This window comes from Tritonibacter scottomollicae (assembly GCF_003003215.1).
Lineage (GTDB): Bacteria > Pseudomonadota > Alphaproteobacteria > Rhodobacterales > Rhodobacteraceae > Epibacterium > Epibacterium scottomollicae.
The window spans coordinates 345,417-368,232 of record NZ_PVUF01000003.1; the positions used below are offsets into that span (position 1 = coordinate 345,417).

The window sequence follows — 22,816 nt, forward strand, 5'->3', positions numbered from 1 at the left end:
TTTCAGTCTGACGACAGGCGTCAGAGGCTCATGTGGGTCCCGAGCGCTTCCATGTCCGAAAGCAGCTTGGCCGCGTCTTCCACCAGACCGTGCTCGGAGTCATCGTCCTTGGCGGTCTTGTACATGGCGCGGGCTTCCTCGATGAGCTCGTCCATATGGGCGCGGGTCATCTCGTCCATCGGAATTGCCCGCTCCGCGAGGACCGAAAGGCCCTCTGCAGTGATCTGGGCAAAGCCGCCGGTGACAAGATACTCCGACGATCCTTCAGGCGCATCGACCTTCAGGATGCCCGGACGCAGGGTGGTGAGGGTCGGCGCATGCAAAGGCATGGCCGTCATGTCACCCTCGGACCCGGGGATCTGGACCGCGCTGGCCTGAAGCGAAGCAAGGCTCCGCTCCGGGCTGACGAGGTCGAATTGCATCGTATCAGCCATAAGGGCCCTCCTTAGGCCGCGTCAGCAGCCATTTTTTCGGCTTTGGCGATCACTTCGTCGATGCCGCCAACCATGTAGAAGGCGCCTTCGGGCAGGTGATCGTATTCGCCGGCCACAACCGCCTTGAACGAAGAGATGGTGTCCTCGAGGGAAACCTGCACACCGTCAGAACCGGTGAAGACCTTCGCAACGTCGAACGGCTGGGAGAGGAAACGCTGGATTTTCCGCGCACGGGTCACGGTCAGCTTATCTTCTTCCGACAGTTCGTCCATGCCGAGGATGGCGATGATGTCCTGCAGCGACTTGTAGCGCTGGAGGATCTGCTGAACCTCGGAGGCCACCTTGTAGTGCTCTTCGCCAACGATCTGCGGGTCCATCAGGCGCGACGAGGAGTCGAGCGGGTCCACAGCCGGGTAGATGCCCAGCTCGGAGATGGCACGGTTGAGAACGGTGGTTGCGTCGAGGTGCGCAAAGGTGGTTGCCGGCGCGGGGTCGGTAAGGTCGTCCGCGGGAACATACACAGCCTGGATCGAGGTGATCGAGCCGTTCTTGGTGGAGGTAATACGCTCCTGCATCGCACCCATGTCGGTGGCCAGCGTCGGCTGGTAACCCACAGCGGAGGGGATACGACCCAGAAGTGCGGACACCTCGGAACCGGCCTGCGTGAAGCGGAAGATGTTGTCCACGAAGAACAGAACATCGGTGCCGGACTGGTCGCGGAACTGCTCGGCCAGGGTCAGGCCGGTCAGCGCAACACGGGCACGCGCACCCGGAGGCTCGTTCATCTGACCGTAAACCAGAGCAACCTGCGACTCTTCGAGGTTGTCGGGCTTGATCACGTTGGATTCGATCATCTCGTGGTAAAGGTCGTTGCCTTCACGGGTCCGCTCACCAACACCGGCGAACACGGAGTAACCCGAGTGCACTTTTGCGATGTTGTTGATCAGTTCCATGATGAGAACGGTTTTACCAACGCCGGCACCGCCGAAGAGGCCGATCTTGCCGCCTTTGGAATAGGGCGCCAGCAGGTCGATGACCTTGATGCCGGTTTCCAGAACCACGGATTCGGTGGACTGCTCGGAGAACTCCGGAGCAGGCTGGTGGATCGCGCGGTGCTCGGTCGCGTTGACCGGCTCACCTTCGTCGACCGGCTCGCCGACGACGTTCAGGATGCGGCCCAGGGTTGCGTTGCCGACCGGGATGGTGATCGGAGCGCCGGTATCGGCCACGGCCTGACCGCGCACGAGACCCTCGGTGGCGTCCATAGCGATGGTGCGGACAGTGTTCTCGCCGAGGTGCTGTGCCACCTCAAGAACGAGTTTCTTGCCATTGTTGTCGGTGGTCAGGGAGTTCAGGATCGCCGGCAGGTCGCCGTCGAACTGGACGTCCACAACGGCGCCGATGACCTGAACCACCTTGCCTTTTGCATTTGCCATTTGTTCGTCTCCGGTTGTCTCTTAGAGCGCCTCGGCGCCCGAAATGATTTCAATCAGCTCGTTGGTGATGACGGCCTGACGCGAGCGGTTGTACTCGATGGTCAGCTTGTCGATCATCTCGCCCGCGTTGCGGGTCGCATTGTCCATCGCGCTCATCCGAGCCCCCTGTTCGGAGGCCCCGTTTTCCAGCAGCCCCGCAAAGATCTGGGTGGCGACACCGCGCGGCAGGAGATCCGCAAGGATCGCCTCTTCGCTTGGTTCGTAATCCACCGGACCGGATGCGGCATCGGCGTCGTCAGCATCGAATTGAGCAGGAATGATCTGCTGTGCGGTCGGGATCTGGGTCACGACGTTCTGGAACTTCGCGTAGAACATCGTCGCAACGTCGAACTCACCCGCGTCGAAACGTGCCAGCACGTCCTTGGCGATGTTCTGCGCGTCGACATAACCCAGGCGCTTCACCTCGGTCAGATCCACATGGCCGATGAACAGCTCGCCGAACTCGCGCTTGAGAACGTCGCGGCCTTTTTTGCCCACGGTGAGGATCTTCACGGTCTTGCCAGCCGCCTGAAGTTCTTGCGCCTTCAGACGTGCCAACTTGGCGATATTGGCATTGAAGCCACCGCACAGGCCGCGTTCGGCGGTCATGACCAACAGGAGCTGAACCTGATCCGAGCCGGTGCCCGCGAGGAGCTTCGGCGCGGTATCGCTTTGGCCGACAGAAGCTGCCAGCCCCGCCATCACGGCATTGAACCGTTCGGCGTAGGGGCGTGCATCCTCAGCCGCTTCCTGGGCGCGGCGAAGTTTCGCCGCCGCGACCATCTGCATGGCTTTGGTGATCTTACGAGTGTTTTTCACACTCGAGATCCGGTTTTTGAGGTCCTTGAGAGAAGGCATGTGCTGTCTCTCTCCTTACGCGAAGTCTGCGGCGAATTCGTCCAGAACAGCCTTCATCTTCTCGAGCGGTTCACCCTTCTTGAACTTGGGATCTTCATTGGTGATCCAAGCCAGGAAGTCGGCCTTCTTGGTACGCAGGAAGGTCAGCAGTTCCGCTTCAAAGCGGCCCACTTGCTTCACGTCGACATTGTCGAGATAGCCGTTGGTGCCCGCGAAGATGACGCAGACGATTTCGGAGTTGGTCAGCGGCGAATACTGCGGCTGTTTCATCAGCTCGGTCAGACGCGCGCCACGGGCCAGCAGTTTCTGGGTCGCGGCGTCGAGGTCGGAGCCGAACTGAGCAAAGGCAGCCATCTCGCGGTACTGGGCGAGAGACAGTTTCACCGGACCGGCGACGGAGGACATCGCATCGGTCTGAGCCGAGGAGCCCACACGGGAGACCGACAGACCGGTGTTCACGGCCGGACGGATACCCTGGTAGAAGAGTTCGGTTTCCAGGAAGATCTGACCGTCGGTGATGGAGATCACGTTGGTCGGAATAAACGCGGACACGTCGCCGCCCTGGGTTTCAATGATCGGCAGCGCGGTCAGCGAGCCGGAACCGAAATCTTCGTTGAGTTTCGCGGAACGCTCCAGCAGGCGGGAGTGGAGGTAGAACACGTCACCCGGATACGCTTCACGGCCCGGCGGGCGGCGCAGCAGCAGGGACATCTGACGGTAGGCCACGGCCTGCTTGGAGAGGTCATCATAGATGATGAGCGCGTGCTTGCCGCTGTCGCGGAAGTATTCGGCCATCGCGGTCGCGGCGTAGGGTGCCAGGAACTGCATCGGCGCCGGGTCGGACGCGGTCGCGGCCACAACGATGGAGTATTCCATCGCGCCGGACTCTTCCAGTTTCTTCACCAGCTGCGCCACGGTGGAGCGCTTCTGACCAACCGCAACATAGACGCAGTAGAGCTTCTTGCTCTCGTCGTCGCCTGCCGCTTCGTTGTAGGATTTCTGGTTCAGGATGGTGTCCAGGGCGATCGCGGTCTTACCGGTCTGACGGTCACCAATGATCAGCTCACGCTGGCCACGGCCAACGGGGATCATCGCGTCCACGGACTTGAGGCCAGTTGCCATCGGCTCGTGCACGGATTTACGCGGGATGATGCCCGGCGCTTTCACGTCTGCAACTTTGCGCTCTTTGGCTTCGATCGGACCTTTGCCATCCAGCGGGTTGCCGAGGCCGTCCACAACGCGACCCAGAAGCTCGGGACCAGCAGGCACGTCCACGATGGAGTTGGTGCGCTTGACGGTGTCGCCTTCTTTAATGTCGCGGTCGGAGCCGAAGATCACCACACCGACGTTGTCGGATTCGAGGTTCAGCGCCATGCCCATGATGCCGCCGGGGAACTCGACCATTTCGCCCGCCTGGACGTTGTCGAGGCCGTAGACACGGGCGATACCGTCACCGACGGAGAGAACGCGGCCGATCTCGGCCACTTCGGCTTCTTGACCAAAATTCTTGATCTGGTCTTTCAGGATCGCAGAAATCTCTGCTGCTTGGATACCCATTTATCCGACCTCTTTCATTGCATTCTGTAGGGAGTTGAGCTTGGAGCGGATCGAACTGTCGATCATCTTCGAGCCCACTTTTACGACGAGACCGCCGATGATGCTCTCATCAACGGTGGCATTGATTTTGACCGTCTTGCCCACGCGCTCGGCGAGGGTTTTGGCCAGTTTTTCACTTTGGGTCTTGGTCAGCGCCTTGGCAGAGACGACATCTGCGGTGACCTCACCACGGGCCTCGGCAAGGCGCGCGCTCAACGCAGCGATCAGCGCCGGAACCGCAAACAGGCGGCGTTTGGCCGCCATCACGGACAGGGCATTGCGGAGCACTTCGTCAATCCCCATCTTCTCCGCTACGGCGGAGATGGCCGAAGCCTGCTCTTCGCGCGACACGAGGGGAGAAGAGATGAGAGTACGCAGGTCTTCGCTGTCAGCCAGCGCGGCTGCCAGATCGTTGATGCTTGTCTCGAGTTTATCAAGAGCATTGCTCTCGACAGCGATATCAAAGATCGCTGTGGCATAGCGGTCGGCAATGCCTGCGGAAATCGAAGCTGGTTCGGACACGTCCACCCTTCCGATATTATTTTGGCCCCGGTTTTTAATGCGTCCTGGCAGGTTGCATCCGGGGGCGTGAGGTCAACCCGATTTTGGCCGGGCATCGAAATCAGCGTGGATGTAGCAGAGCCTTTGCGACCTAGCAACTCCCTCTGTCTGCGACACAAAAAACCGATTTCTATGTTTTTCAATCACTTAACAAAAGTGCGACGCTTTATTGCAGGTCGGGCCGCAAAAAAATTACGTCCGCGAGCGAAGCGGATGCGATTCCGATGTGACAATTTGCGCTATTTCAGTACACCGGCGCATACAATGTCGAATCTCGCACATGAAGCGTCGACTGTGTCCCTCCCCACGCCAGCGACACTCCGAAGCGCGGCGGGGACGACCCCCGGCATGGGCGCCGGTCCCAAGAGATCAGGCCGGTTCAGCAACCGGATTGGACAGCCCCTCCAGAACCCGGATCGGGTTTGTGCGTCGCGATTTGATCATATGGCCCTTCTGCGGGTGGGTCTGCTTGGACACTTCGACCAGAAACACCCCCGCCGCCATCATTGCGGGCAACCGCCGTCCGAACCGCTCGATCATGGCGCCGGACTTGAGCCAGAACCGCCGTTGGCTCGGCAGGCGATAGAGCGCCGCCGCGTGGCGTTCGATCACAAACTGGTGCCCTCGGAGCTGATTTTCCACCTGGGTCAGCGTATAAGGACGGCCAAAGCCAAAGGGCGTGGCATCCGAACGCGCCCAGAAGCCGCCCCGGTTGGGCACGATGAAGATCGCCCGGCCGCCCGGCCCCAGAACCCGCCAGCATTCATCCAGAAGGTCGGAAGGCCGTTCCGAGGTTTCCAGCCCGTGCAACACCACCAGACGGTCGACCCGCCCCGTCTCCACCGGCCAGGAGGTCTCTTCGCACAGAATAGAGACATTGGGCATCCCCGCAGGCCATTGCATCACCCCCTGTGGCCCCGGCATTAACGCGAGCACGCGACGCGCCTCCGGCAGGTAGGGCCGCAACAGAGGGGCGGCAAAGCCAAAGCCCGCAACAGTCTCGCCTATCGCATCCGGCCACATGCGCAACAGCTGGCCCCGGATCGATGCTTGTGCCGCACGCCCCAGCGTACTGCGATAATAGAAGTTCCTTAGATCCTGCACGTCCAGATGCATTGCAGAGGCCCACTGCTTCGGTCAGTTTGGGGGCAGTCTAGCAATGTGAAAGCGAATGACCATGCCCGATCAAGCCTCTACCTCCGCTTCTGCCCTCGAAATCGTCACGGTCGCCTGCCTGTCGGACAATTACGCCTATCTGGTGAAGGGCCCCGACGGAGTTGCCGTGATTGACGCGCCAGAGGCTGCTCCGATCATCGACGCCCTTGAGGCGCGCGGCTGGACGCCCGCCGTGGTGATGATCACCCACCACCACCACGACCACGTCGGCGGCATCAAGGCGCTGCGCGACAGATACGGCTGCACGGTGATGGGCCCCAAGGCCGAGGCCGACAAGATCGCCGCCCAGGGCGAAGCGCTCGACATGGAGCTGGAGCCCGGATTTGAGGGCGGCACCGGCGCGGGACGCTGCCAGGTTCTGGCGGTTCCCGGCCACACGCTGGGTCATATCGCCTTCTACTACCCGGAAGGCGGCGCGCTCTTTACCGCCGACAGCCTGATGGCGCTGGGATGCGGACGCCTGTTCGAGGGGACACCGGCCATGATGTGGCAGTCGCTGACGTCGCTGGCCGCCCTGCCCGACGAGATCATGGTTTATTCCGGGCATGAATATACCCAGTCCAACGCCGCCTTCGCACTCAGTATCGACCCGGACAACGCCGCGCTGCAACGCCGGGCAAAAGAAATTGCGCAGGCGCGCGTAAAAAACGCCCCCACAGTGCCCGTCGCATTGGGCGTGGAAATAGCCACCAATCCATTCCTGCGCGCAGGCGATGCGGAAATGAAGAAAACCCTTGGCATGGAAGGGGTTGCAGACGTCGAGGTCTTTGCCCATATCCGGTCGGCAAAGGACAGGTTCTAACGCACCGGGGCTCTGCCTCATCAAATCTACGCAAGATATGTGAGCACAATGACGGGAATTGTGACCACAATCACGTAAAAAGCCCTTGAAGCTTACGCTCTATCAACCAAACTCTAACAGTATGAGGACATGGTTATGGGACAGGACCGGGCCGCCCGGTGGCGACGGGTCCCCATAACCCAAGACAGAGGAGCACGCCCGTGCCTTCATTCTCGAGCACTTTGGAACAAGCCATTCACGCGGCGCTGGCGCTGGCGAATGAACGGCGTCACGAATTCGCAACCCTCGAACATCTGCTGCTGGCACTGATCGAGGAACCTGATGCCGCACGCGTCATGCGCGCCTGCAGCGTCAATCTTGACGAACTGCGATCAACCCTTCTGGAGTTCGTAGAAGAAGATCTGGCCAATCTGGTCACCGACATCGACGGATCGGAGGCGGTTCCGACCGCGGCCTTCCAGCGCGTCATTCAACGTGCCGCGATCCACGTTCAATCCTCGGGCCGAACCGAAGTGACCGGGGCCAATGTGCTGGTGGCGATCTTTGCCGAACGCGAAAGCGATGCGGCCTTCTTCCTGCAGGACCAGGACATGACCCGCTATGACGCGGTGAATTTCATCGCGCATGGTGTCGCCAAGGATCCCGCCTATGGCGAAAATCGCCCCGTGTCCGGCGCCCCCGAGGCCGAGGAAGAACTTGGCGGTGGCCCAGGCGTGGCAGAAGGCGAACAGAAAGAGTCGGCACTGGCGAAATACTGTGTCGATCTGAATGCCAAATCCCGCGAAGGCGACATCGACCCGCTGATCGGTCGCGACTCCGAGGTGGAGCGCTGCATCCAGGTGCTGTGCCGCCGTCGCAAGAACAACCCGCTGCTGGTGGGCGATCCCGGCGTCGGCAAGACCGCCATCGCCGAAGGGCTCGCCCGCAAGGTCGTGCAAAGCGAAGTACCCGAGGTGCTGTCGGAAACCACCATCTACTCGCTCGACATGGGCGCATTGCTGGCCGGAACGCGCTATCGCGGTGACTTCGAGGAACGCCTGAAGGCGGTGGTGACCGAGCTGGAAGACCACCCCGACGCGGTGCTGTTCATCGACGAGATCCACACGGTAATCGGGGCCGGCGCCACCTCCGGCGGTGCCATGGATGCCTCCAACCTGCTGAAACCTGCACTGCAGGGCGGCAAGCTGCGCACCATGGGCTCTACCACCTACAAGGAGTTCCGCCAGCACTTCGAGAAGGACCGCGCCCTGTCGCGCCGGTTCCAGAAGATCGATGTGAACGAGCCGTCGGTGGAGGATTCCATCGCCATCCTGAAGGGGCTGAAGCCCTATTTCGAGGAGCATCATTCAATCAAGTTCACCTCGGATGCGATCAAATCCGCGGTGGAACTGGCGGCGCGCTATATCAACGACCGCAAGCTGCCGGACAAGGCCATCGACGTGATCGACGAGGCAGGTGCGGCCCAACACCTGGTGGTGGAAAGCAAGCGTCGCAAGACCATCGGCGTCAAGGAGATCGAGGCCGTGGTGGCCAAGATCGCCCGCATTCCGCCAAAGAGTGTCTCCAAGGACGATGCCGAGGTGCTGAAGGATCTGGAGGCCAGCCTGAAACGCGTGGTCTTTGGTCAGGACGCCGCCATTGACGCGCTGTCCTCGGCGATCAAACTGTCTCGTGCCGGGCTGCGCGAGCCGGAAAAACCGATCGGCAACTACCTGTTTGCCGGCCCAACCGGCGTCGGCAAGACCGAGGTGGCAAAGCAGCTGGCCGATACGCTGGGTGTGGAGCTCTTGCGCTTTGACATGTCGGAATACATGGAGAAACACGCGGTCTCACGGCTGATCGGCGCGCCTCCGGGCTATGTCGGGTTCGATCAGGGCGGTCTTCTGACCGATGGCGTCGACCAGCATCCACATTGCGTACTGCTGCTCGACGAGATCGAGAAGGCGCATCCGGATGTGTTCAACATCCTGCTGCAAGTGATGGACAACGGTCAGCTGACGGACCACAACGGCCGCACGGTGAACTTCCGCAACGTGGTTCTGATCATGACCTCGAACGCGGGCGCCACGGAACTGGCGAAATCGGCTGTCGGCTTTGGTCGCGACCGTCGCGAGGGCGAGGACACGGCGGCCATCGAACGCACCTTCACGCCGGAATTCCGCAACCGTCTGGATGCCACCATCTCCTTCGGCGCGCTGCCGAAAGAGGTCATCCTGCAGGTCGTCGAGAAGTTCGTGCTGCAGCTGGAAGCCCAGTTGATGGACCGCAACGTGTCGATCGAGCTGACCCGCAAGGCCGCCGAATGGTTGGCGGACAAGGGCTATGACGACAAGATGGGCGCCCGCCCACTGGGTCGCGTGATTCAGGAGCACATCAAGAAACCGCTGGCGGAGGAGTTGCTGTTTGGCAAGCTCGCCAAGGGCGGGGTGGTTCAGGTCGGCATCAAGGACGGCAAGCTCGACCTGCGGATCGAGGGGCCAAACAAGCCGCAGCTCAGTGGCAACAAGCCACCCCTGCTGACCGCCGAATAACGCGCGCTGCCTGCCTCAGGCGCAGCAACGGACAACGCCCACCTTCAGTCGAAGGTGGGCGTTTTTCATGTCAGAGTTCAAGCTGCGGCGGGTGCCCGCCCCTCCCCCCAATTGTTCAGCAGACACACCCTGGAAAAAGACTGCTCTAGATCGCGGCATCGGCCCATCGAGCAGACAGTGCCCCGCGTGCGAAATCACGGCTCAGCTGCGGCGGATGGGACTGCGCAAGGCGCGAAAGATCAACATCAGAACCATCATAAGCACCACCTGCCCGAGGATGTCGCCAACCATATACGCAGCAACCTCGCCAATCTGACTGCTGGGGTCAACGATGCCGGAGAACACCAGCGTCTGCCCCATCGAGTTGAAAACAGATGCCAGCAGTCCTGCCAGCAGCAGCTGCCGCCAATTCATGCGCCTGCCGCTTCCGGCATAGGCAAAAACGCCGAACACGCGCAGCAGCTCAAATGCCAGATAGGTGGCAAACGTGCTCGTCAGGATCGAGATCCACATCCGGTTCTGCATCAAGTCTCGGATGTCAGCTCCCGTAAAGATCAGGTTCGCAAGCACTGCGCCAAGAACCAATGGCAGGATCGCCCGCCACCCCATCAGCCAGACGCTCAGCACCCGAACCCCATGCGGCAAATACGCCAGGCTGGCAAACACGGACGCGCTTTCCCAGAAGAAATGCTGCACCGGCGCGATCACCCAGATGGTGGCACCGTGACAAATTATATAGGCCATGGCGATCATCACCATGCCGGGGACACCGGGTATGAAGCCGTCAGCAGTTCTCATACATCTGGTGTATCGCCCACATATTCACAAAACAATTCCTGTCGCGACCTTGACCCTCAAACCGAGAACAAACGCCACGTCCTTTGCGAAATCAATCGTGCAACAAGTCTCGTCGAACGATGTAATGCTTGGCCCGTGCGCCCTCGGGACGTTCGAGAAAGCCGAGATCCAGCAGCGAGCGCAATGCCCGATGAAACGTCGCCTGGGTGATGTCGCATGTCAGAGGGTGCTGTCGAATTTGCTCAGAGCGCACCAATTGTCCGGGCTCATCCGTCAATTTATGTGCCGCCTGAAAAACGTCCTTTTCGGCCCGGCTCAAATCCTCCAGCCCTATGTCGCGCTCCATCTGACGCAACATGTCGCGAAGTTCAAAGATGGCGCGTAGTCTATCCAATCAAAATGCCCCTCCAAGAAGATGCATATGCCCTCCAGGGGCCAAAGCAAATAATCTGTAGGATCAGCATAGCACATAAAAATTCTCACGCATGAGAATTTATTGAAATTTAGCTGTCGCCGTGCTACTCACCTACTGGGCGAACCCAATAGCCGTGAGTGGTGGAGACGTCCAGATTTCAAAGATGTTATTTGAGCAGTTCGGGCTCTGGCGATGTCATGTCGCCGGAGCCTTTTTATTTTAGAGATATCATATGTTTATCTTTGACTTCAGCGCTCGGTGAGCTTCAGTTCGATACGGCGGTTCTGCGCCCGCGCTGCCGGCGTGTCGGCTGGATTGATCGGCTGAAATTCGCCAAAACCATTGGCGGCAAGCCGATCTGGAGGGATCCCAAGCGCATCAATCATGTAGCGCACAACCGACAGTGCCCTGCCCTGGCTGAGTTCCCAATTGTCGGCGTACTTCCCAGTGCTCGAAAAACTCAGATTGTCGGTATGGCCATCAACCCGGATGATCCAGTTGATCTCCTCAGGGATCACCGCTGCCACGTTCTGCAAGATACGCGCGACTTTGGCGATCTCGACCTTGCCCGCCTCTGACAGTTCGGCGCTGCCTAGCGCGAAGAGCACCTCTGAAGCAAAAACAAATCGGTCACCTTCGATTCGCACGCCCTCCTGATCGCCCAGGACATCACGCAGCTGACCGAAGAACTCGGACCGGTACCGCTCCAGATCCTCCGCCCGGTTGGCCAGACGCTCCCGTTCGGCCTCCAGACGCTTGCGCTCCTGCTCCTCCAGCAGTCGGCGGCGACGCTCCTCTGACGCGGCTCGGGCCAATGCGGTGTTGAGATCCTGCCCAAGCGACTGCACCTGCACGGACTGAGCGGCATCGCGTTCCTTGAAATCATCCAACAGCGCCTGCAATCCGCCAAGCTGCTCGCGCAGCGCCGCCACCTGCTGGTTGAGCAGCGCAGTTTCGCGTCGCGCGTCCTCGGAAATCGCTTTCTCGTCTGCAAGGGCGGCGCGGGCCTGTGCGAGGAGATCGGCGCGTTGTTCGGCAAGGGTCTTTTGTTCGGCAGCCTCTGAGGCGAATTCGTCCTTGTCCGACAAGGCGGCCAGCAGGCGGCTTTGCAACACATCCTGATCGGAGGCCGCAGCCTGCGCCCGCTCCAGCGCCTCCAAGGCGACCAGCAGGCGCTGCTCGACAGAAGCGCGCTCTTCCGCGGTAGAGCTTGCCGCGCTGCGGGCGGCCTGTAGATCGGCCTCGGCACGGTCGAGGCGCGTCTGCAAACCGCTGCGGGTTTCTGCGGTTTCGGCGCGAAGATCTGCCAGCTGTGTTTCGAGCGTGCGGCGGCTTTCTTCCGCCTCGGCCCCCAGCGCGGCAAGCTGATCCTCCAGCGCGCGCCGTTCGACATCAAAGCTGTCCTGCAAAGCACGCAACTGGGCCTGATACTGGGTTTCCGTCTCCACCGTGGCGGCCCGCTGGCGGGTCAGTTCGGTTTCCAACTGGCTGCGGGTGTCTGCGGCCTTCTGACGTGCGGCGTCGACCTCTGCCGACAGCCGGGCGCGCGTGGCGCTGCTGTCGGCACGCACACGCTCCAACTCCGCCTCCAATGCCGAAACTCGGGCGGCGGCGCTGCTTTCGGTGACCTCCATCTGAGCCAGCACGCGTGTCAGCCGTTCAGCCAATTCATCGCGATCCTGGGCTTGTGCCTTGGCCTGCTCGATCGTGGACAGCGCCTGGTCCAGTTCCTCGTCAAGCGTCTCGCGGGCGGCCTCCGCGGCAGCCAACAGCGTCAGCGTGTCCTCGGCGTTCTTGCGCTCCTCTTCCAACGCCAGCGTCATCGCGGTGAGTTCGGCGTCAGCATTTTCCAACCGGTTGCGCAGCGCCTCGGCGGCGGCTGCTTCGGTCAGGCGGGCAGCTTCCTCCTCGGACAGCGCCTCTTCCAGCTCGGAGACACGGGCGGCCTGCGCGTCGTCTTCGCTGCGCAGATCCTCCACCAGGGCCTGCAGCGCATCCGTTCGCGCGGCAGCCAAGCGCGCGGCCTCGACCTGCGCGTCCATCTCATCGCGCGCCTGCGCCAACGCGAGGTTCAGCGCGTCCTGCTCCGACATCAGCTCGCTGCGCGCGACCACAAGATCGTCCCGTTCGGCGGTGAGTTCCGCAATCTGCGTCTCGGCCCGGTCACGTCCTGCGATCAACGCCGCCACCTGGGCCTCGAAATCGGAAATCTGAGTCCGCGCCGAGGCGAGGTCAGAGGTGGCCGCATCCCGCTCCTGCGTCAATGTGCTGATGCGCGCCTGCTGCGCCGAAATCTGATCCCGCGCGGCCTGCAGATCCGAGCGCGCCGAATTGAGCGTGGCGCCCAAAGCGCCCAAACGGGCCTGCAGCTGACTGGCCTCGCGCTCCTTCACCCCAAGCGCCTGCGCCAGCGCCCGGACCTCGGTCGACAGGTCATCAAGTTCGGTTTCTTGTCCGGAAATCGTTTCGCGTAACACGAACTGCACCACCATGAAGATGGTCAGCACAAACATCAGCACCAACAAAAGACCGGTCATCGCGTCCACGAAGCCGGGCCAGATCGCGCCCTGGAAACGTTGGCCGGTACGGCGTTTCAGGGCCATGGATCAGCTCTCTTTCCGCGCCGCCACACGCGCCGCCCGATCCATGCCACGCGGGCCGGCGAAGGCCTTGACCAGAAGGTCGATGTCCTTGCGCAACTCGGCGAGGCTTTCCTGACGACCGGCAGAGAGTTCCTCGAGAATGCGCAGCATCTGCACGTCGATGGAGCGCAGGCGCATGCGGCTTTCGGCGTCAATGCCCACGTCACCATGGGCGCGCATCAGCTCTGTCAGGGTTTCCTGCCCCAACGCGACCCGTTCCAGCGCCCCGGAGATCGAGGAGACATCGTCCTGACGGCGGTTCATGTCATCAATCGAGTCGACCAGCCGCGACAGTTTTCCATCCACCTCGGCGCGGCTCTCGGCGGTCTGAACAAACATCGCCTGCAGCGCGTCCATCTGTTCCGCCATGGTATCAAGCACACCGGCCACGAGGTTGCTGTCGCCAACGCCCTCCTCACCGGACGAGAAACTGACGCGGGTGAAGGACGACAGCCATTCCTCCAGCTCGCGATAGAACCGGTTCTGACCGTGCCCGGCGAACAGTTCCAGCAGACCGACTATCAGCGAGCCTGCAAGACCCAGCAGCGAGGAGGCAAAGGCCACACCCATGCCGCCCAATTGTGCCTCGAGCCCGGTCATCAGACGGTTGAAGACGGCGATGCCCTCTTCGCCCTCCTGCGGGGCGAGACTGCGGATGGTGTCGACCACAGCCGGAACCGTGGTGGCAAGACCGTAGAAGGTCCCCAGCAGGCCGAGAAAGATCAGCAGGTTGACGATATAGCGGGTGATTTCGCGCGCTTCATCAATGCGCTCGGCCACGGAGTCAAGGATTGACCGGGTCGAAGAGGACCCAAGCTGCATTCGCGCACCCCGGGATCGCAACAACGAGGCCAGTGGTGCAAGCATCGAGGGCGCACGATCATCATCTGTGGTGATCTCGGCGGCAAAGCGTTCGATCCAGCGCACGGAGTTGATCAGCTGCAGCACCTGCCAGAAGGTGGCCAGCACCCCGATGACAAAGACAAAGACGATAAACCCGTTGAGATAGGGGTTCGCCTCGAACACCGGCATCACCCGCGGCAGCGCCATCACGGCCCCTGCCCCGGCCAGCGCCAATGCGATCAGCATCATGACAACCTGACGCACCGGCTGTGAAAACTGCGGCCGGCGTTCGCGTTCGTGATGCGCCATTCCTTGCGGCTCCCGATAGGCTTCGACGTGGTTCTGCGCCTGCAGCCTAGACCGAAAACCTCATGGTCGCCAAGGATTTATGATAAAATTTGCCGGACGCGCTGCGTCAGCCAGCTGAGGTCGGGATCGCTGAGCCCGATTTCATCCAGATGGCCGGCCGTGTTGAACAGATACTCGCTGTTGGGACCACGCCCCCCCACGGCACGGGCGATGATCTGCGCCTGCTCTTCCAGCTCCAGATGGCAGTACTGCACGTGATGCGGGTCGATCACGTAGACCACCGCGTTGACCAGCTCGCCGCTGGCAAGCTCCACGTCAAAGAAACGTTCGACATAGGCCGAGGAGATCAGCTCGCGTTCGCGCAGCGCGGCGAGGGTCGTCTCCTCGTGGCCCGGCTCCACGCGGAGCGCCAGCCCCTTGCAATGGGCATCCTCCTGCGCATCAAGTGCCAGCACCAGGCCCGGAACCTCCTCGCTGCCGCGATGGTGGATGGACCGCATGCAGAAAGATCGGGCGAAGCCATGCAGCGTTGCCACCTCGCTCTGCGCCACTGGGAACTCCGGGTTCCACAGGAGAGAGCCGTATCCGAATACCCACATCGTCATGTTACTGGTCCTTTTTTCCGTGCGCCTGTAAACAGCAAAACGGGTGGAAACAAAAGGGGCAGTGCGGCATGAAACGCGGGTTGAAGGTCCTTCTGGGGCTCTGTGTCATCTGGATGCTCTATTGGGCCGTCGCGGCATGGGGCCTGCGTCAAAGCGTTGCGAACTGGTTTGAGACACAGGCGGCACGCGGCTGGCAGGTGGAGGTGGGCGGCATTGCGCCCCGAGGTGCGCTGGGGGGCTTTCCCTGGCGCCATGTGACCCGCATCGACGCCCCCACACTGGCCGATCCGGGCACCGGGGCGGCGTGGCGCGCAGACTGGCTGGAACTGCACAGCCCCGCGATCTGGCCCGGACGTCAGAGCCTGCGGTTTGCCGATGGAGATCAGCGTCTGTCCTATTTTGACCAGACCGCCGTGATCGGCACTGAAGGGCTGCGCGCGGATCTGTTCCTCGCGCCCGGTCTTGCGCTGGAGCTCGAAGAGCTAGGGCTGAGTTCGGGCGCGTGGCGCATCGGTGATGGCGAGACCATCACGCTCAGCGCCGAGGATCTGGATCTGCGCATGGTGCAAGGCGCTGAGCCGGAGGCGTATCGGATCGACATGCAAGCCCGCGCCTTTCGCCCCGGCCTCCGCCTGCGCCGTCTATTGCGGGCCGCGCCCGAGCTGCCACAAACATTCGACACTCTGACCCTGCAGGCAGATGTGACGTTCGACACCGCCTGGGATCGCAGCGCACTGGAGGACCGTCGCCCGCAACCGCGCCGGATTGACCTTGATCGGCTGGAGGCCCGCTGGGGCGAGATGCGGCTGAAGAGCACCGGAACGCTGGATGTGGATGCCTCGGGCGTCCTCACCGGCGAGCTGGCGCTGCAGGTGGAAGCCTGGGCCGAGTTTCTGGATATGGCGGTGGATACCGGCTTTATCACCCCTGGGGCACGAGATCAGACCGCACGCGTGGTGGCGATACTGGCGCGCGCCAGCGGCAACCCGGAGGATCTGGACATCACGCTTGGCTTTCGCGGTGGCTATATCACCATCGGCCCGATCCCGCTTGGCCCTGCCCCGCGCTTGATCATCCGCTGAGGCTGTGCAAGGGCTAATGGGGGGGCTCCCGCCCCGGTTCGCTGCGCCCCTGCGGGGCACATCGCTCCGCGTTGGGCATGGCGCCGGGCCCTTCGGCCCGGCGCCGCAGCCTGTCCCGATCCGGGACAGGCTGCCCGGCCCAACCCCGCCAAGGGGGAGGCCCACGTCAGGGGGCGTGCACCTGCGGGGGCGGGAGCCCTGCCCTAGCGATTTTGCCCGGACGACCCAGCGCTGACTGCGCGGCGCGAACCACAAGATCCGCGACGATGCCCTTAGCGACAGTAGCGGCCACTGCGATGACGGGCTGTGTCGAGGTGAAAATGATCGCGGTGATAGATGTCGGCCTCCGGTCCCAGCACCGTGTGGAACGGACCGCAGGCGGATTTCCACATGCGACGCAGTGCCTTGCGGGTGGGCTTGTCGAGCCAGCCCTTGAGGACGCTCACGGTGGTGCCATTCTCCAGAGTGAACCCAGAAATGTCGATCGCCCGCCCGCGCCCGTGCTCAGAAATTTTAGCGCCGGGCCGGTTGTTGCGGGTGCGGCAGCTGTAATGCGCGGCCACCCGTAGCCGCACAACGCGGTTGGATCGGCCAAAGGCCGTTTCCACATCCCGCGACACCCATTTGTTCAGCGCCTTGGCGGTGTCGCACGTCATCAGCGCCGGTGTGCTGAGCGCAACCCCGGAAACCGAGCGTACCCGCACCGCATTCTTGGCACCACAGCCCTTGAGCTTGCCAGGGATGTCGCCCGCGACCTCACCCTGAATGTCCAAGACACCGCAGACCGAGCCGCGCCGTTTTTTGGCGCGACCAAACAGCACCTGCTGCATGAACTCCGGTGTGCGCATCATCGGGCGCAGGGTCGCCCCTGGCGCCACCGGACTCAGATCCATCGGGCGCGCGGCGGCGGCCAGGATCTGTGGCGACACGGGGCGGATATGTGGGCGCAGCTGAGCCGCCAGCGATGGCATGACCACAGTGGCGGCCGTCGCGCTGACTGCGGCAGACGCAGACAGGTCAGAGACCTCCGCCAGTGCCACCTCTGTGCCCCGTTCAAGCGGTGGCCGCGGGGTGGTTTCCGGCGCGGCAGTGCTGACATTGCTGGCCGCATGAAGCACAACCAGCGCAACCCCGGCCAGCCTCATATGCGCCCGCACGCTCATTTCTTCGGCCCACGCCCGAAGTCCGGCGCATCCGTATCCTGGCCAGCCTCGATGATGCCGCGACGGATCGCGCGAGTGCGGGTGAAATAGGCGTGCAGATGTTCACCGTCGCCGGTGCGGATGGCACGTTGCAGGGCAAAGAGCTCCTCGGTGAAGCGACCGAGGATTTCCAGCGTCGCATCCTTGTTGGTCAGGAACACATCGCGCCACATGGTTGGATCGGAGGCCGCAATCCGGGTGAAATCGCGAAAACCCGCAGCGGAATACTTGATAACCTCACTATCCGTGACCCGGCGCAGATCATCGGCCACGCCAACCATGGTGTAGGCGATGAGGTGTGGCGCGTGGCTTGTCACCGCCAACACAAGATCGTGGTGGTCGGCGTCCATTTCCTCCACATGCGCGCCCATGCCCTCCCAGAGCGCGCGAAGACGGGCCACCGCCTCTGGATCGCTGCCCTCTACCGGCACCAGCAGGCTCCAGCGGTTGTCGAACAGTTCGGCAAAGCCCGATTCGGGCCCGGAGTGTTCGGTGCCGGCCAGCGGGTGGGAGGGGACAAAATGCACCCCCTCGGGGATATGCGGCGCGACATCCTCGATCACATGGCGCTTCACCGATCCCACATCGGAGAGCGTGGCCCCCGGCATCAGCACCGGGGCGATCTCGGCGGCGACAGCGCCCATCACGCCGACAGGCACGCAGAGCACCACCAGGTCGGCGCCCTCGACGGCCTCTTGTGGCGTGTCGCAGATGCGATCGCACAGGCCGATGCGGCGAGCGGTGTCGCGGGTCTCGGCGCTGCGGGCGTAGCCGGTGACCTCGCCCGCAAGACCGGAGCGTTTCATCGCCCAGAACATCGACGAGGCGATAAGCCCCAAGCCGATCAGCGCCACGCGGTTGTAGACGGGTTTAGCCTGCGCTTCGGTCATTCTGTGCCCTGCCCGGATTTAAACGCCTTCACGGCCGCAGCCACGGCGCGGCAGGCGGTCTCATCCCCGATAGTGATCCTCAGCGCGGTGGGCAGGTTATAGCCCGCCACCCGGCGCACGATCAGGCCGCGGGCCTTGAGGAAATCATCGCAGGCCTCGGCCTCGGACTGGCTGGCAAAGCGGGCGAGGATGAAATTGGTGCAGGAGGTATCCGACGGCACACCCGCCTCCGCCAGCTGATCGGCAAGCCAGCCGCGCCATTTCGCGTTCTCAACCCGGCAGGCCTCCACGTAGTCGCGGTCGCGCACCGCCGCCTCCGCCCCCGCCAATGCGGTGGAGGACACGTTGAAGGGCCCGCGCACACGGTTCAGCACGTCGATGATCTCGGCCGGGCCATAGCCCCAGCCGATGCGCGCACCACCAAGCCCGTAGATCTTGGAGAAGGTCCGCGTCATCACCACATTGTCGCGGGCCTCGACCAGCTTTGCACCGGCATCAAAGCCCTCGACATATTCCGCATAGGCACCATCCAGCACCAGCAGCGCGCCCTTGGGCAGGCCATCGGCAAGCCGGGCCACCTCGGCCTCGGAGATCATGGTGCCGGTGGGGTTGTTGGGATTGGCGATGAAGACCAGCTTGGTCTGCGGTGTGCAGCCTGCCAGGAGCGCGTCCACATCGGTGACACGCTCGCGCTCCTTGACCTCGACCGGGGTTGCGCCGGCGGCCAGCGCAGAGATGCGGTACATGGCAAAGCCGTGCTCAGTATAAAGCACCTCGTCACCCGGACCAGCGTAGCACTGGCAGAGAAAGGCGATGATCTCGTCACTGCCCGCGCCGCAGATGATGCGATCCGCGTCGAGCCCGTGGGTCTCGGCAATTGCAGTGCGCAGGGCGATATGGTCGGAACTTGGGTAGCGATGCATCTTGGCCGCAGCCTGGGCCATGGCCTCCACCGCCTTGGGGCTGGCGCCCAGCGGGTTTTCATTGGAGGAGAGCTTGGTCACATTGCTCACCCCGTCCACATGGGCCGCGCCCCCCTGATACAGGGCGATGTCCATGATACCGGGTTGCGGCGTGATTTGGGTCATATCGGTCGAGCTCCTTCGCGAACCCGTCTCTCATAGCGGTCTGAAGGCGATGGGAAAAGCGGCAACTGCGCGCAGGCCTACACCAGTGGCGCGCAATCCGGGATGGGAGGGCGTGCTCCCGCCCGTCGCTCCTGCCCGCAAGCGGACAGATCCTCCCGTTGGGCCGGGCCGCGCCGCGCGCCCCAAAAGGGGCGCGCGGCGCGGGTCGCCTCGGGCAAAGCCCGAGGCGAAACCTCTCAATTCAACGGCTCATGCAAACACAGGCATCCGATGCGCTACGTCTTTACGCAGCGCGCGGCTGGAACCGGGCGGTACTCGGATCAGCATCATAGGACGCGGCGATTTGTTCTGCCTCCGCCACCAATTTAGCAACGCTTTCGATCACATAATCCACCGTTTCCTCCTCCATCAGGTAGGAGAAATTGAGCCGCACCCAGCCGGGTTTCTGCAACTCGCGCCCTGCCAGAAGATCGCCGAGCAGAGCCTCGGACTGAGGCTGGTCGATCTCCAGCAGCCGGTGCGCATAAGGTCCCGCACAGGCACAGCCACCGCGGGCCTGGATGCCATAGACATCACTCAGCATGCGGGTGAAAAGCTGCTGATGCACCGGCGCACCGGAGGCCCCGCGCACCGTAAAGGAATAGATCGGCAGCCGATGTGCGCTCTCATGACCCAGCAGCGTCAAGCCCGGCAGCGCCCCCCATGCCGCGCGGGCCTTGGCCGCATACTGCGCCTCGCGCGCCTCGATATACTCCTGCCCCACCGCTTCCTTGACCAGAAAGGCCAGCGCGGCGCGGATGTCACCAACCACATTGGGCGTGCCCGCCTCTTCGCGCGCGGCAAGACTGTCGGCGTAGCGATGCGACCAAGGCGACACGAAACTGACGGTGCCACCACCGGGCCAGGAGGGCATGGTCGAGCGCACCGCCTCGCGGCGCAGGATCAGCACCCCGGAGGCACCTGGACCACCGGGGAATTTATGCGGCGAGACCACTACGGCGTCCTTTGGCTCAGCGCCATGCTCCCCCATGTCGATGGGCAAATAGGGCCCGCCCCCGGCATAATCCCAGACCGCCCGCGCCCCATGCGCCCGCAACAGCCGGGTCACCGGGTCCGGATCGGTGACGATACCCGTGACATTCGAGGCGGCCGAGAAGCTGCCGATCTTCAGATCCGCATCCGCATGCTGCAGCAATGCCGCCTCCAAGGCCGCCAGATCGACGCCACCCTCTGCGCCCTCGGGGATTTCCACCACCTCGGCCCGGCTCTCGCGCCAAGGCAGGATGTTGGAGTGATGCTCGTAGGGGCCGATGAAGACCACCGGCCGCTCCGCCTGCTCAACCCCGAGCAGTTTCACCAGCCGGTTCAGCCCCGCCGTCGCGCCGGAGCCGGCAAAGATCACCTCGCACGCCTGCCCCGCCCCGGTGAGCCGCGCAATCTCGGCCCGGGCCTCGCGGCGCAGGCGGGTCACATATTGCCCGCAATAGGAGGCTTCGGTGTGGGAATTGGCGTAGAACGGAAGCAGTTTCTCGGCGATGAACGCCTCCACCGGGCGCATGGCGCGGCCTGAGGCCACGTAATCCGCATAGACCAGCGGCACATCGCCGTTCAGGCCGGGGATCATCACCCCCTCGCCGATCAGCGTTTCAGCCAGCTTGCCCGCATCCGCGGTGTGTTTGATCGCCGTTTTGAACTCTTGCAGGATCATTTTTGCGCCCTCATGGTTATTTTGCTCATCATAGACCACCTAAGCAGGGTCATTTTCACAAAACATCACAGGTGACAGCGCTAATTCGCTATCATATGATCGAGAAATGGCAAAAACCATAGATCAGATTGACCGCGACCTCCTGCATATCCTGCAAAGGGACGGCAGCCTGTCGCAGCGCGACCTGGCGGAGCGTGTCGGCCTGTCGCAGAACGCCTGCTGGCGGCGGCTTCGGGCCTTGCAGGACAAGGGTATTCTGCGCGGCACCCGGGCGGAGGTGGATCGCAGCCAGCTGGATCTCGGTCTGGTGGTCTTTGTCATGCTGCGCACCCGGCATCATTCGGCAGACTGGCTGGCGCAGTTCCGGCGTCATGTGCTGACCATTCCCGAAGTGGTGGATTTCCATCGCATCGGCGGCGATTACGATTACCAGCTGAAGGTGGTGACCCGCGACATGGCCAGTTACGACAAGGTCTATCAGCGGCTGATCGGTGGCGTGGAACTGGACAGCGTGACGTCCTATTTCGCGATGGAAACAATCGCCGAGGGGCGTCCGCTGCCGGTCTGAGGCTTAGCCGCGCGGCAAATGGAATGCCTTGCCGACGCCACCGGGTTCAGAGCGATGGTCGACAAACCCCATGGCGGCGTAATAGCCCAACCCTTCGGCATTATCGGCACCGATGAGGGCGTCAATGGCGGGCAGTCCAGCCCGCCGTGCCGCCGCCGTGGTGACGGCAAACAGCCCCCGCCCAATCCCGCAACGCGCCGAGCTTGGATGAATATGGGTGCCGATCACGCCCCAGCCCACCGGGGCGCCATAGGGGTTTCCGGGCACCGCGCGCTTCAGCGATTGAAAGCCAAGAACCACGCCCGTTTCATCGGTTGCAACGGTGCAGGCCAACTGGTCGGGATGGCGGATGTAATGCGTCCGGACAAAGGCGGCATCCCCTGCCTTGTGCCGCTTGCCAGCCCTGCGCAGCGCCTCGAGCACGGCGGAGATACCCGCCGCATCCGAAAGCTCCGCTGGGTGATAGTTGATCTGCATACTCCGGTGGCGCCGATCAGTGTCCGAAGGCCGCGTTGGGCATCCAGGTCGGGCGTTTGCCCGCAGGCGCGGCGCGCATGTGCAAACAAGCCGTGTTGGTGCGCTGGAACCAGAGCGCCTGCAGCGGATACCAGCCCGCTTGCGGCACCTCGACCTCTACCGCAAAAGTCTCCTCGCAGGCCTGACGGCCATCAAATTCGCCAACTAGCTGGCCGCCCACCACAGCGTGCAGCCCGTCGTTGGTCAGAAAATCGATGGTATAGACTCCGGGCGCGTCAAATCGCACATAGCCCCGAATATCGGCCACCACCCGTTCGGCCCGCTTGGAGGTGAGGACATTCTCGCCCAGCTCGGTGTCGCGGTAGTCCAGCCCCTTGAGCGGCGCGCCCTGTTCGACCTTGTATTTCAGCGCGTTGCGGGCCGCGCCCAGGCTCTTGACGTCCGAGGGATAAGCATAGCGCACCGAAAGCCCCGGCTTCAGCCCCGAAGGCTGCGGGTCTGCGGGTGTCAGCTGCACCGGGGCGGCAACCGCGGCGGCGGCCAACCCGGCAATCAGCCCGGTGGCAAGCGTGAGGGTGCGAAGGGTGGCGGATGTGATCGACATGGTGAACTCCCAATCTGTCCGGACCACGTATTTGTTCTGGGGTTGGGGCCGGTGTCAGGGGCACCATAGGCAGCAAACCCGCGATGACCCAAGAGATTCCTGACGTCATGCGGCGCGCAAGCCCACCCGCTCCACACAAAAGAAGAAAAGCC

At 62.7% G+C, this 22,816-nt stretch carries 21 protein-coding genes; 4 read left to right on the plus strand and 17 right to left on the minus strand.

Annotated elements, in window-relative coordinates; genetic code table 11:
• Positions 1-20: 20 nt before the first annotated feature.
• The 6 genes from CLV89_RS07640 to CLV89_RS07665 form a co-directional block, all read right to left on the minus strand.
• The gene (locus tag CLV89_RS07640) at positions 21-434 is read right to left on the minus strand and encodes a F0F1 ATP synthase subunit epsilon (protein ID WP_106163034.1); all 414 of its coding nucleotides are present in this window, start codon (positions 432-434) and stop codon (positions 21-23) included.
• Between the two features lie 11 nt (positions 435-445).
• Positions 446-1,870 carry a F0F1 ATP synthase subunit beta gene (gene atpD, locus CLV89_RS07645; protein ID WP_106163035.1) on the minus strand — a complete coding sequence of 475 codons (1,425 nt, stop codon included), beginning with the start codon at positions 1,868-1,870 and terminating at the stop codon, positions 446-448.
• 21 nt (positions 1,871-1,891) lie between these two features.
• A complete protein-coding gene (locus tag CLV89_RS07650) occupies positions 1,892-2,767 on the minus strand; it encodes a F0F1 ATP synthase subunit gamma (protein ID WP_106163036.1) in 876 nt (291 codons plus the stop codon).
• A gap of 15 nt (positions 2,768-2,782) precedes the next feature.
• Complete coding sequence (gene atpA, locus CLV89_RS07655; RefSeq protein WP_106163037.1) at positions 2,783-4,324, minus strand: F0F1 ATP synthase subunit alpha; 1,542 nt, start codon at positions 4,322-4,324, stop codon at positions 2,783-2,785.
• Positions 4,325-4,885, minus strand: a complete 561-nt coding sequence (locus tag CLV89_RS07660; protein ID WP_106163038.1) for a F0F1 ATP synthase subunit delta — start codon at positions 4,883-4,885, stop codon at positions 4,325-4,327.
• Positions 4,886-5,293: 408 nt separating this feature from the next.
• The gene (locus CLV89_RS07665) at positions 5,294-6,040 is read right to left on the minus strand and encodes a class I SAM-dependent methyltransferase (RefSeq protein WP_106163039.1); all 747 of its coding nucleotides are present in this window, start codon (positions 6,038-6,040) and stop codon (positions 5,294-5,296) included.
• A gap of 55 nt (positions 6,041-6,095) precedes the next feature.
• Between CLV89_RS07665 and gloB the strand changes: the two genes are divergently transcribed.
• Together gloB and clpA are read left to right on the plus strand one after the other, a co-directional pair.
• Complete coding sequence (gloB, locus tag CLV89_RS07670; protein ID WP_106163040.1) at positions 6,096-6,902, plus strand: hydroxyacylglutathione hydrolase; 807 nt, start codon at positions 6,096-6,098, stop codon at positions 6,900-6,902.
• Positions 6,903-7,102: 200 nt separating this feature from the next.
• Complete coding sequence (gene clpA / locus CLV89_RS07675) at positions 7,103-9,433, plus strand: ATP-dependent Clp protease ATP-binding subunit ClpA (RefSeq protein ID WP_106163041.1); 2,331 nt, start codon at positions 7,103-7,105, stop codon at positions 9,431-9,433.
• A 201-nt stretch (positions 9,434-9,634) separates the two neighbouring features.
• Here the strand turns inward: clpA and CLV89_RS07680 are convergent, their stop codons facing one another.
• The 5 genes from CLV89_RS07680 to CLV89_RS07700 all read right to left on the minus strand — a co-directional run bounded on the left by CLV89_RS07680 (position 9,635) and on the right by CLV89_RS07700 (position 15,045).
• Positions 9,635-10,231, minus strand: coding sequence for a hypothetical protein (locus tag CLV89_RS07680; RefSeq protein WP_106163042.1), 597 nt, complete (start codon positions 10,229-10,231; stop codon positions 9,635-9,637).
• Between the two features lie 91 nt (positions 10,232-10,322).
• Positions 10,323-10,625, minus strand: coding sequence for a hypothetical protein (locus CLV89_RS07685; protein WP_106163043.1), 303 nt, complete (start codon positions 10,623-10,625; stop codon positions 10,323-10,325).
• Positions 10,626-10,894: 269 nt separating this feature from the next.
• Positions 10,895-13,249, minus strand: coding sequence for a peptidoglycan -binding protein (locus CLV89_RS07690; protein ID WP_106163044.1), 2,355 nt, complete (start codon positions 13,247-13,249; stop codon positions 10,895-10,897).
• Positions 13,250-13,252: 3 nt separating this feature from the next.
• Entirely contained in the window at positions 13,253-14,440 is a 1,188-nt protein-coding gene (locus CLV89_RS07695; RefSeq protein WP_106163045.1) for a biopolymer transporter ExbB, read from the minus strand.
• Positions 14,441-14,517: 77 nt separating this feature from the next.
• Positions 14,518-15,045 carry a gamma-glutamylcyclotransferase gene (locus CLV89_RS07700; RefSeq protein ID WP_106163046.1) on the minus strand — a complete coding sequence of 176 codons (528 nt, stop codon included), beginning with the start codon at positions 15,043-15,045 and terminating at the stop codon, positions 14,518-14,520.
• 68 nt (positions 15,046-15,113) lie between these two features.
• Between CLV89_RS07700 and CLV89_RS07705 the strand changes: the two genes are divergently transcribed.
• Positions 15,114-16,127, plus strand: coding sequence for a DUF2125 domain-containing protein (locus CLV89_RS07705; RefSeq protein WP_106163047.1), 1,014 nt, complete (start codon positions 15,114-15,116; stop codon positions 16,125-16,127).
• Positions 16,128-16,399: 272 nt separating this feature from the next.
• On the opposite strand, the gene CLV89_RS07710 is transcribed toward CLV89_RS07705, so the two are convergent.
• From CLV89_RS07710 to CLV89_RS07725, 4 genes are all read right to left on the minus strand, one after another.
• A complete protein-coding gene (locus CLV89_RS07710; protein WP_106163048.1) occupies positions 16,400-17,290 on the minus strand; it encodes an extensin-like domain-containing protein in 891 nt (296 codons plus the stop codon).
• A complete protein-coding gene (locus CLV89_RS07715) occupies positions 17,287-18,219 on the minus strand; it encodes a prephenate/arogenate dehydrogenase family protein (protein ID WP_106163049.1) in 933 nt (310 codons plus the stop codon). The genes CLV89_RS07710 and CLV89_RS07715 overlap by 4 nt, the downstream gene beginning before the upstream one ends.
• The gene (gene hisC / locus CLV89_RS07720; RefSeq protein ID WP_106163050.1) at positions 18,216-19,307 is read right to left on the minus strand and encodes a histidinol-phosphate transaminase; all 1,092 of its coding nucleotides are present in this window, start codon (positions 19,305-19,307) and stop codon (positions 18,216-18,218) included. Before hisC ends, CLV89_RS07715 begins: the two co-directional genes overlap by 4 nt.
• A gap of 283 nt (positions 19,308-19,590) precedes the next feature.
• The gene (locus CLV89_RS07725; RefSeq protein WP_106163051.1) at positions 19,591-21,015 is read right to left on the minus strand and encodes an aminotransferase class V-fold PLP-dependent enzyme; all 1,425 of its coding nucleotides are present in this window, start codon (positions 21,013-21,015) and stop codon (positions 19,591-19,593) included.
• Between the two features lie 106 nt (positions 21,016-21,121).
• Here CLV89_RS07725 and CLV89_RS07730 point away from each other — a divergent pair, with 106 nt between their 5' ends.
• Positions 21,122-21,583 carry an Lrp/AsnC family transcriptional regulator gene (locus tag CLV89_RS07730; protein WP_106163052.1) on the plus strand — a complete coding sequence of 154 codons (462 nt, stop codon included), beginning with the start codon at positions 21,122-21,124 and terminating at the stop codon, positions 21,581-21,583.
• Between the two features lie 3 nt (positions 21,584-21,586).
• Here CLV89_RS07730 and CLV89_RS07735 read toward each other — a convergent pair whose 3' ends face one another.
• Both CLV89_RS07735 and CLV89_RS07740 read right to left on the minus strand, forming a co-directional pair.
• A complete protein-coding gene (locus tag CLV89_RS07735) occupies positions 21,587-22,060 on the minus strand; it encodes a GNAT family N-acetyltransferase (RefSeq protein ID WP_106163053.1) in 474 nt (157 codons plus the stop codon).
• 16 nt (positions 22,061-22,076) lie between these two features.
• A complete protein-coding gene (locus CLV89_RS07740; RefSeq protein WP_106163054.1) occupies positions 22,077-22,664 on the minus strand; it encodes a PA14 domain-containing protein in 588 nt (195 codons plus the stop codon).
• Between the last annotated feature and the right edge of the window lie 152 nt (positions 22,665-22,816).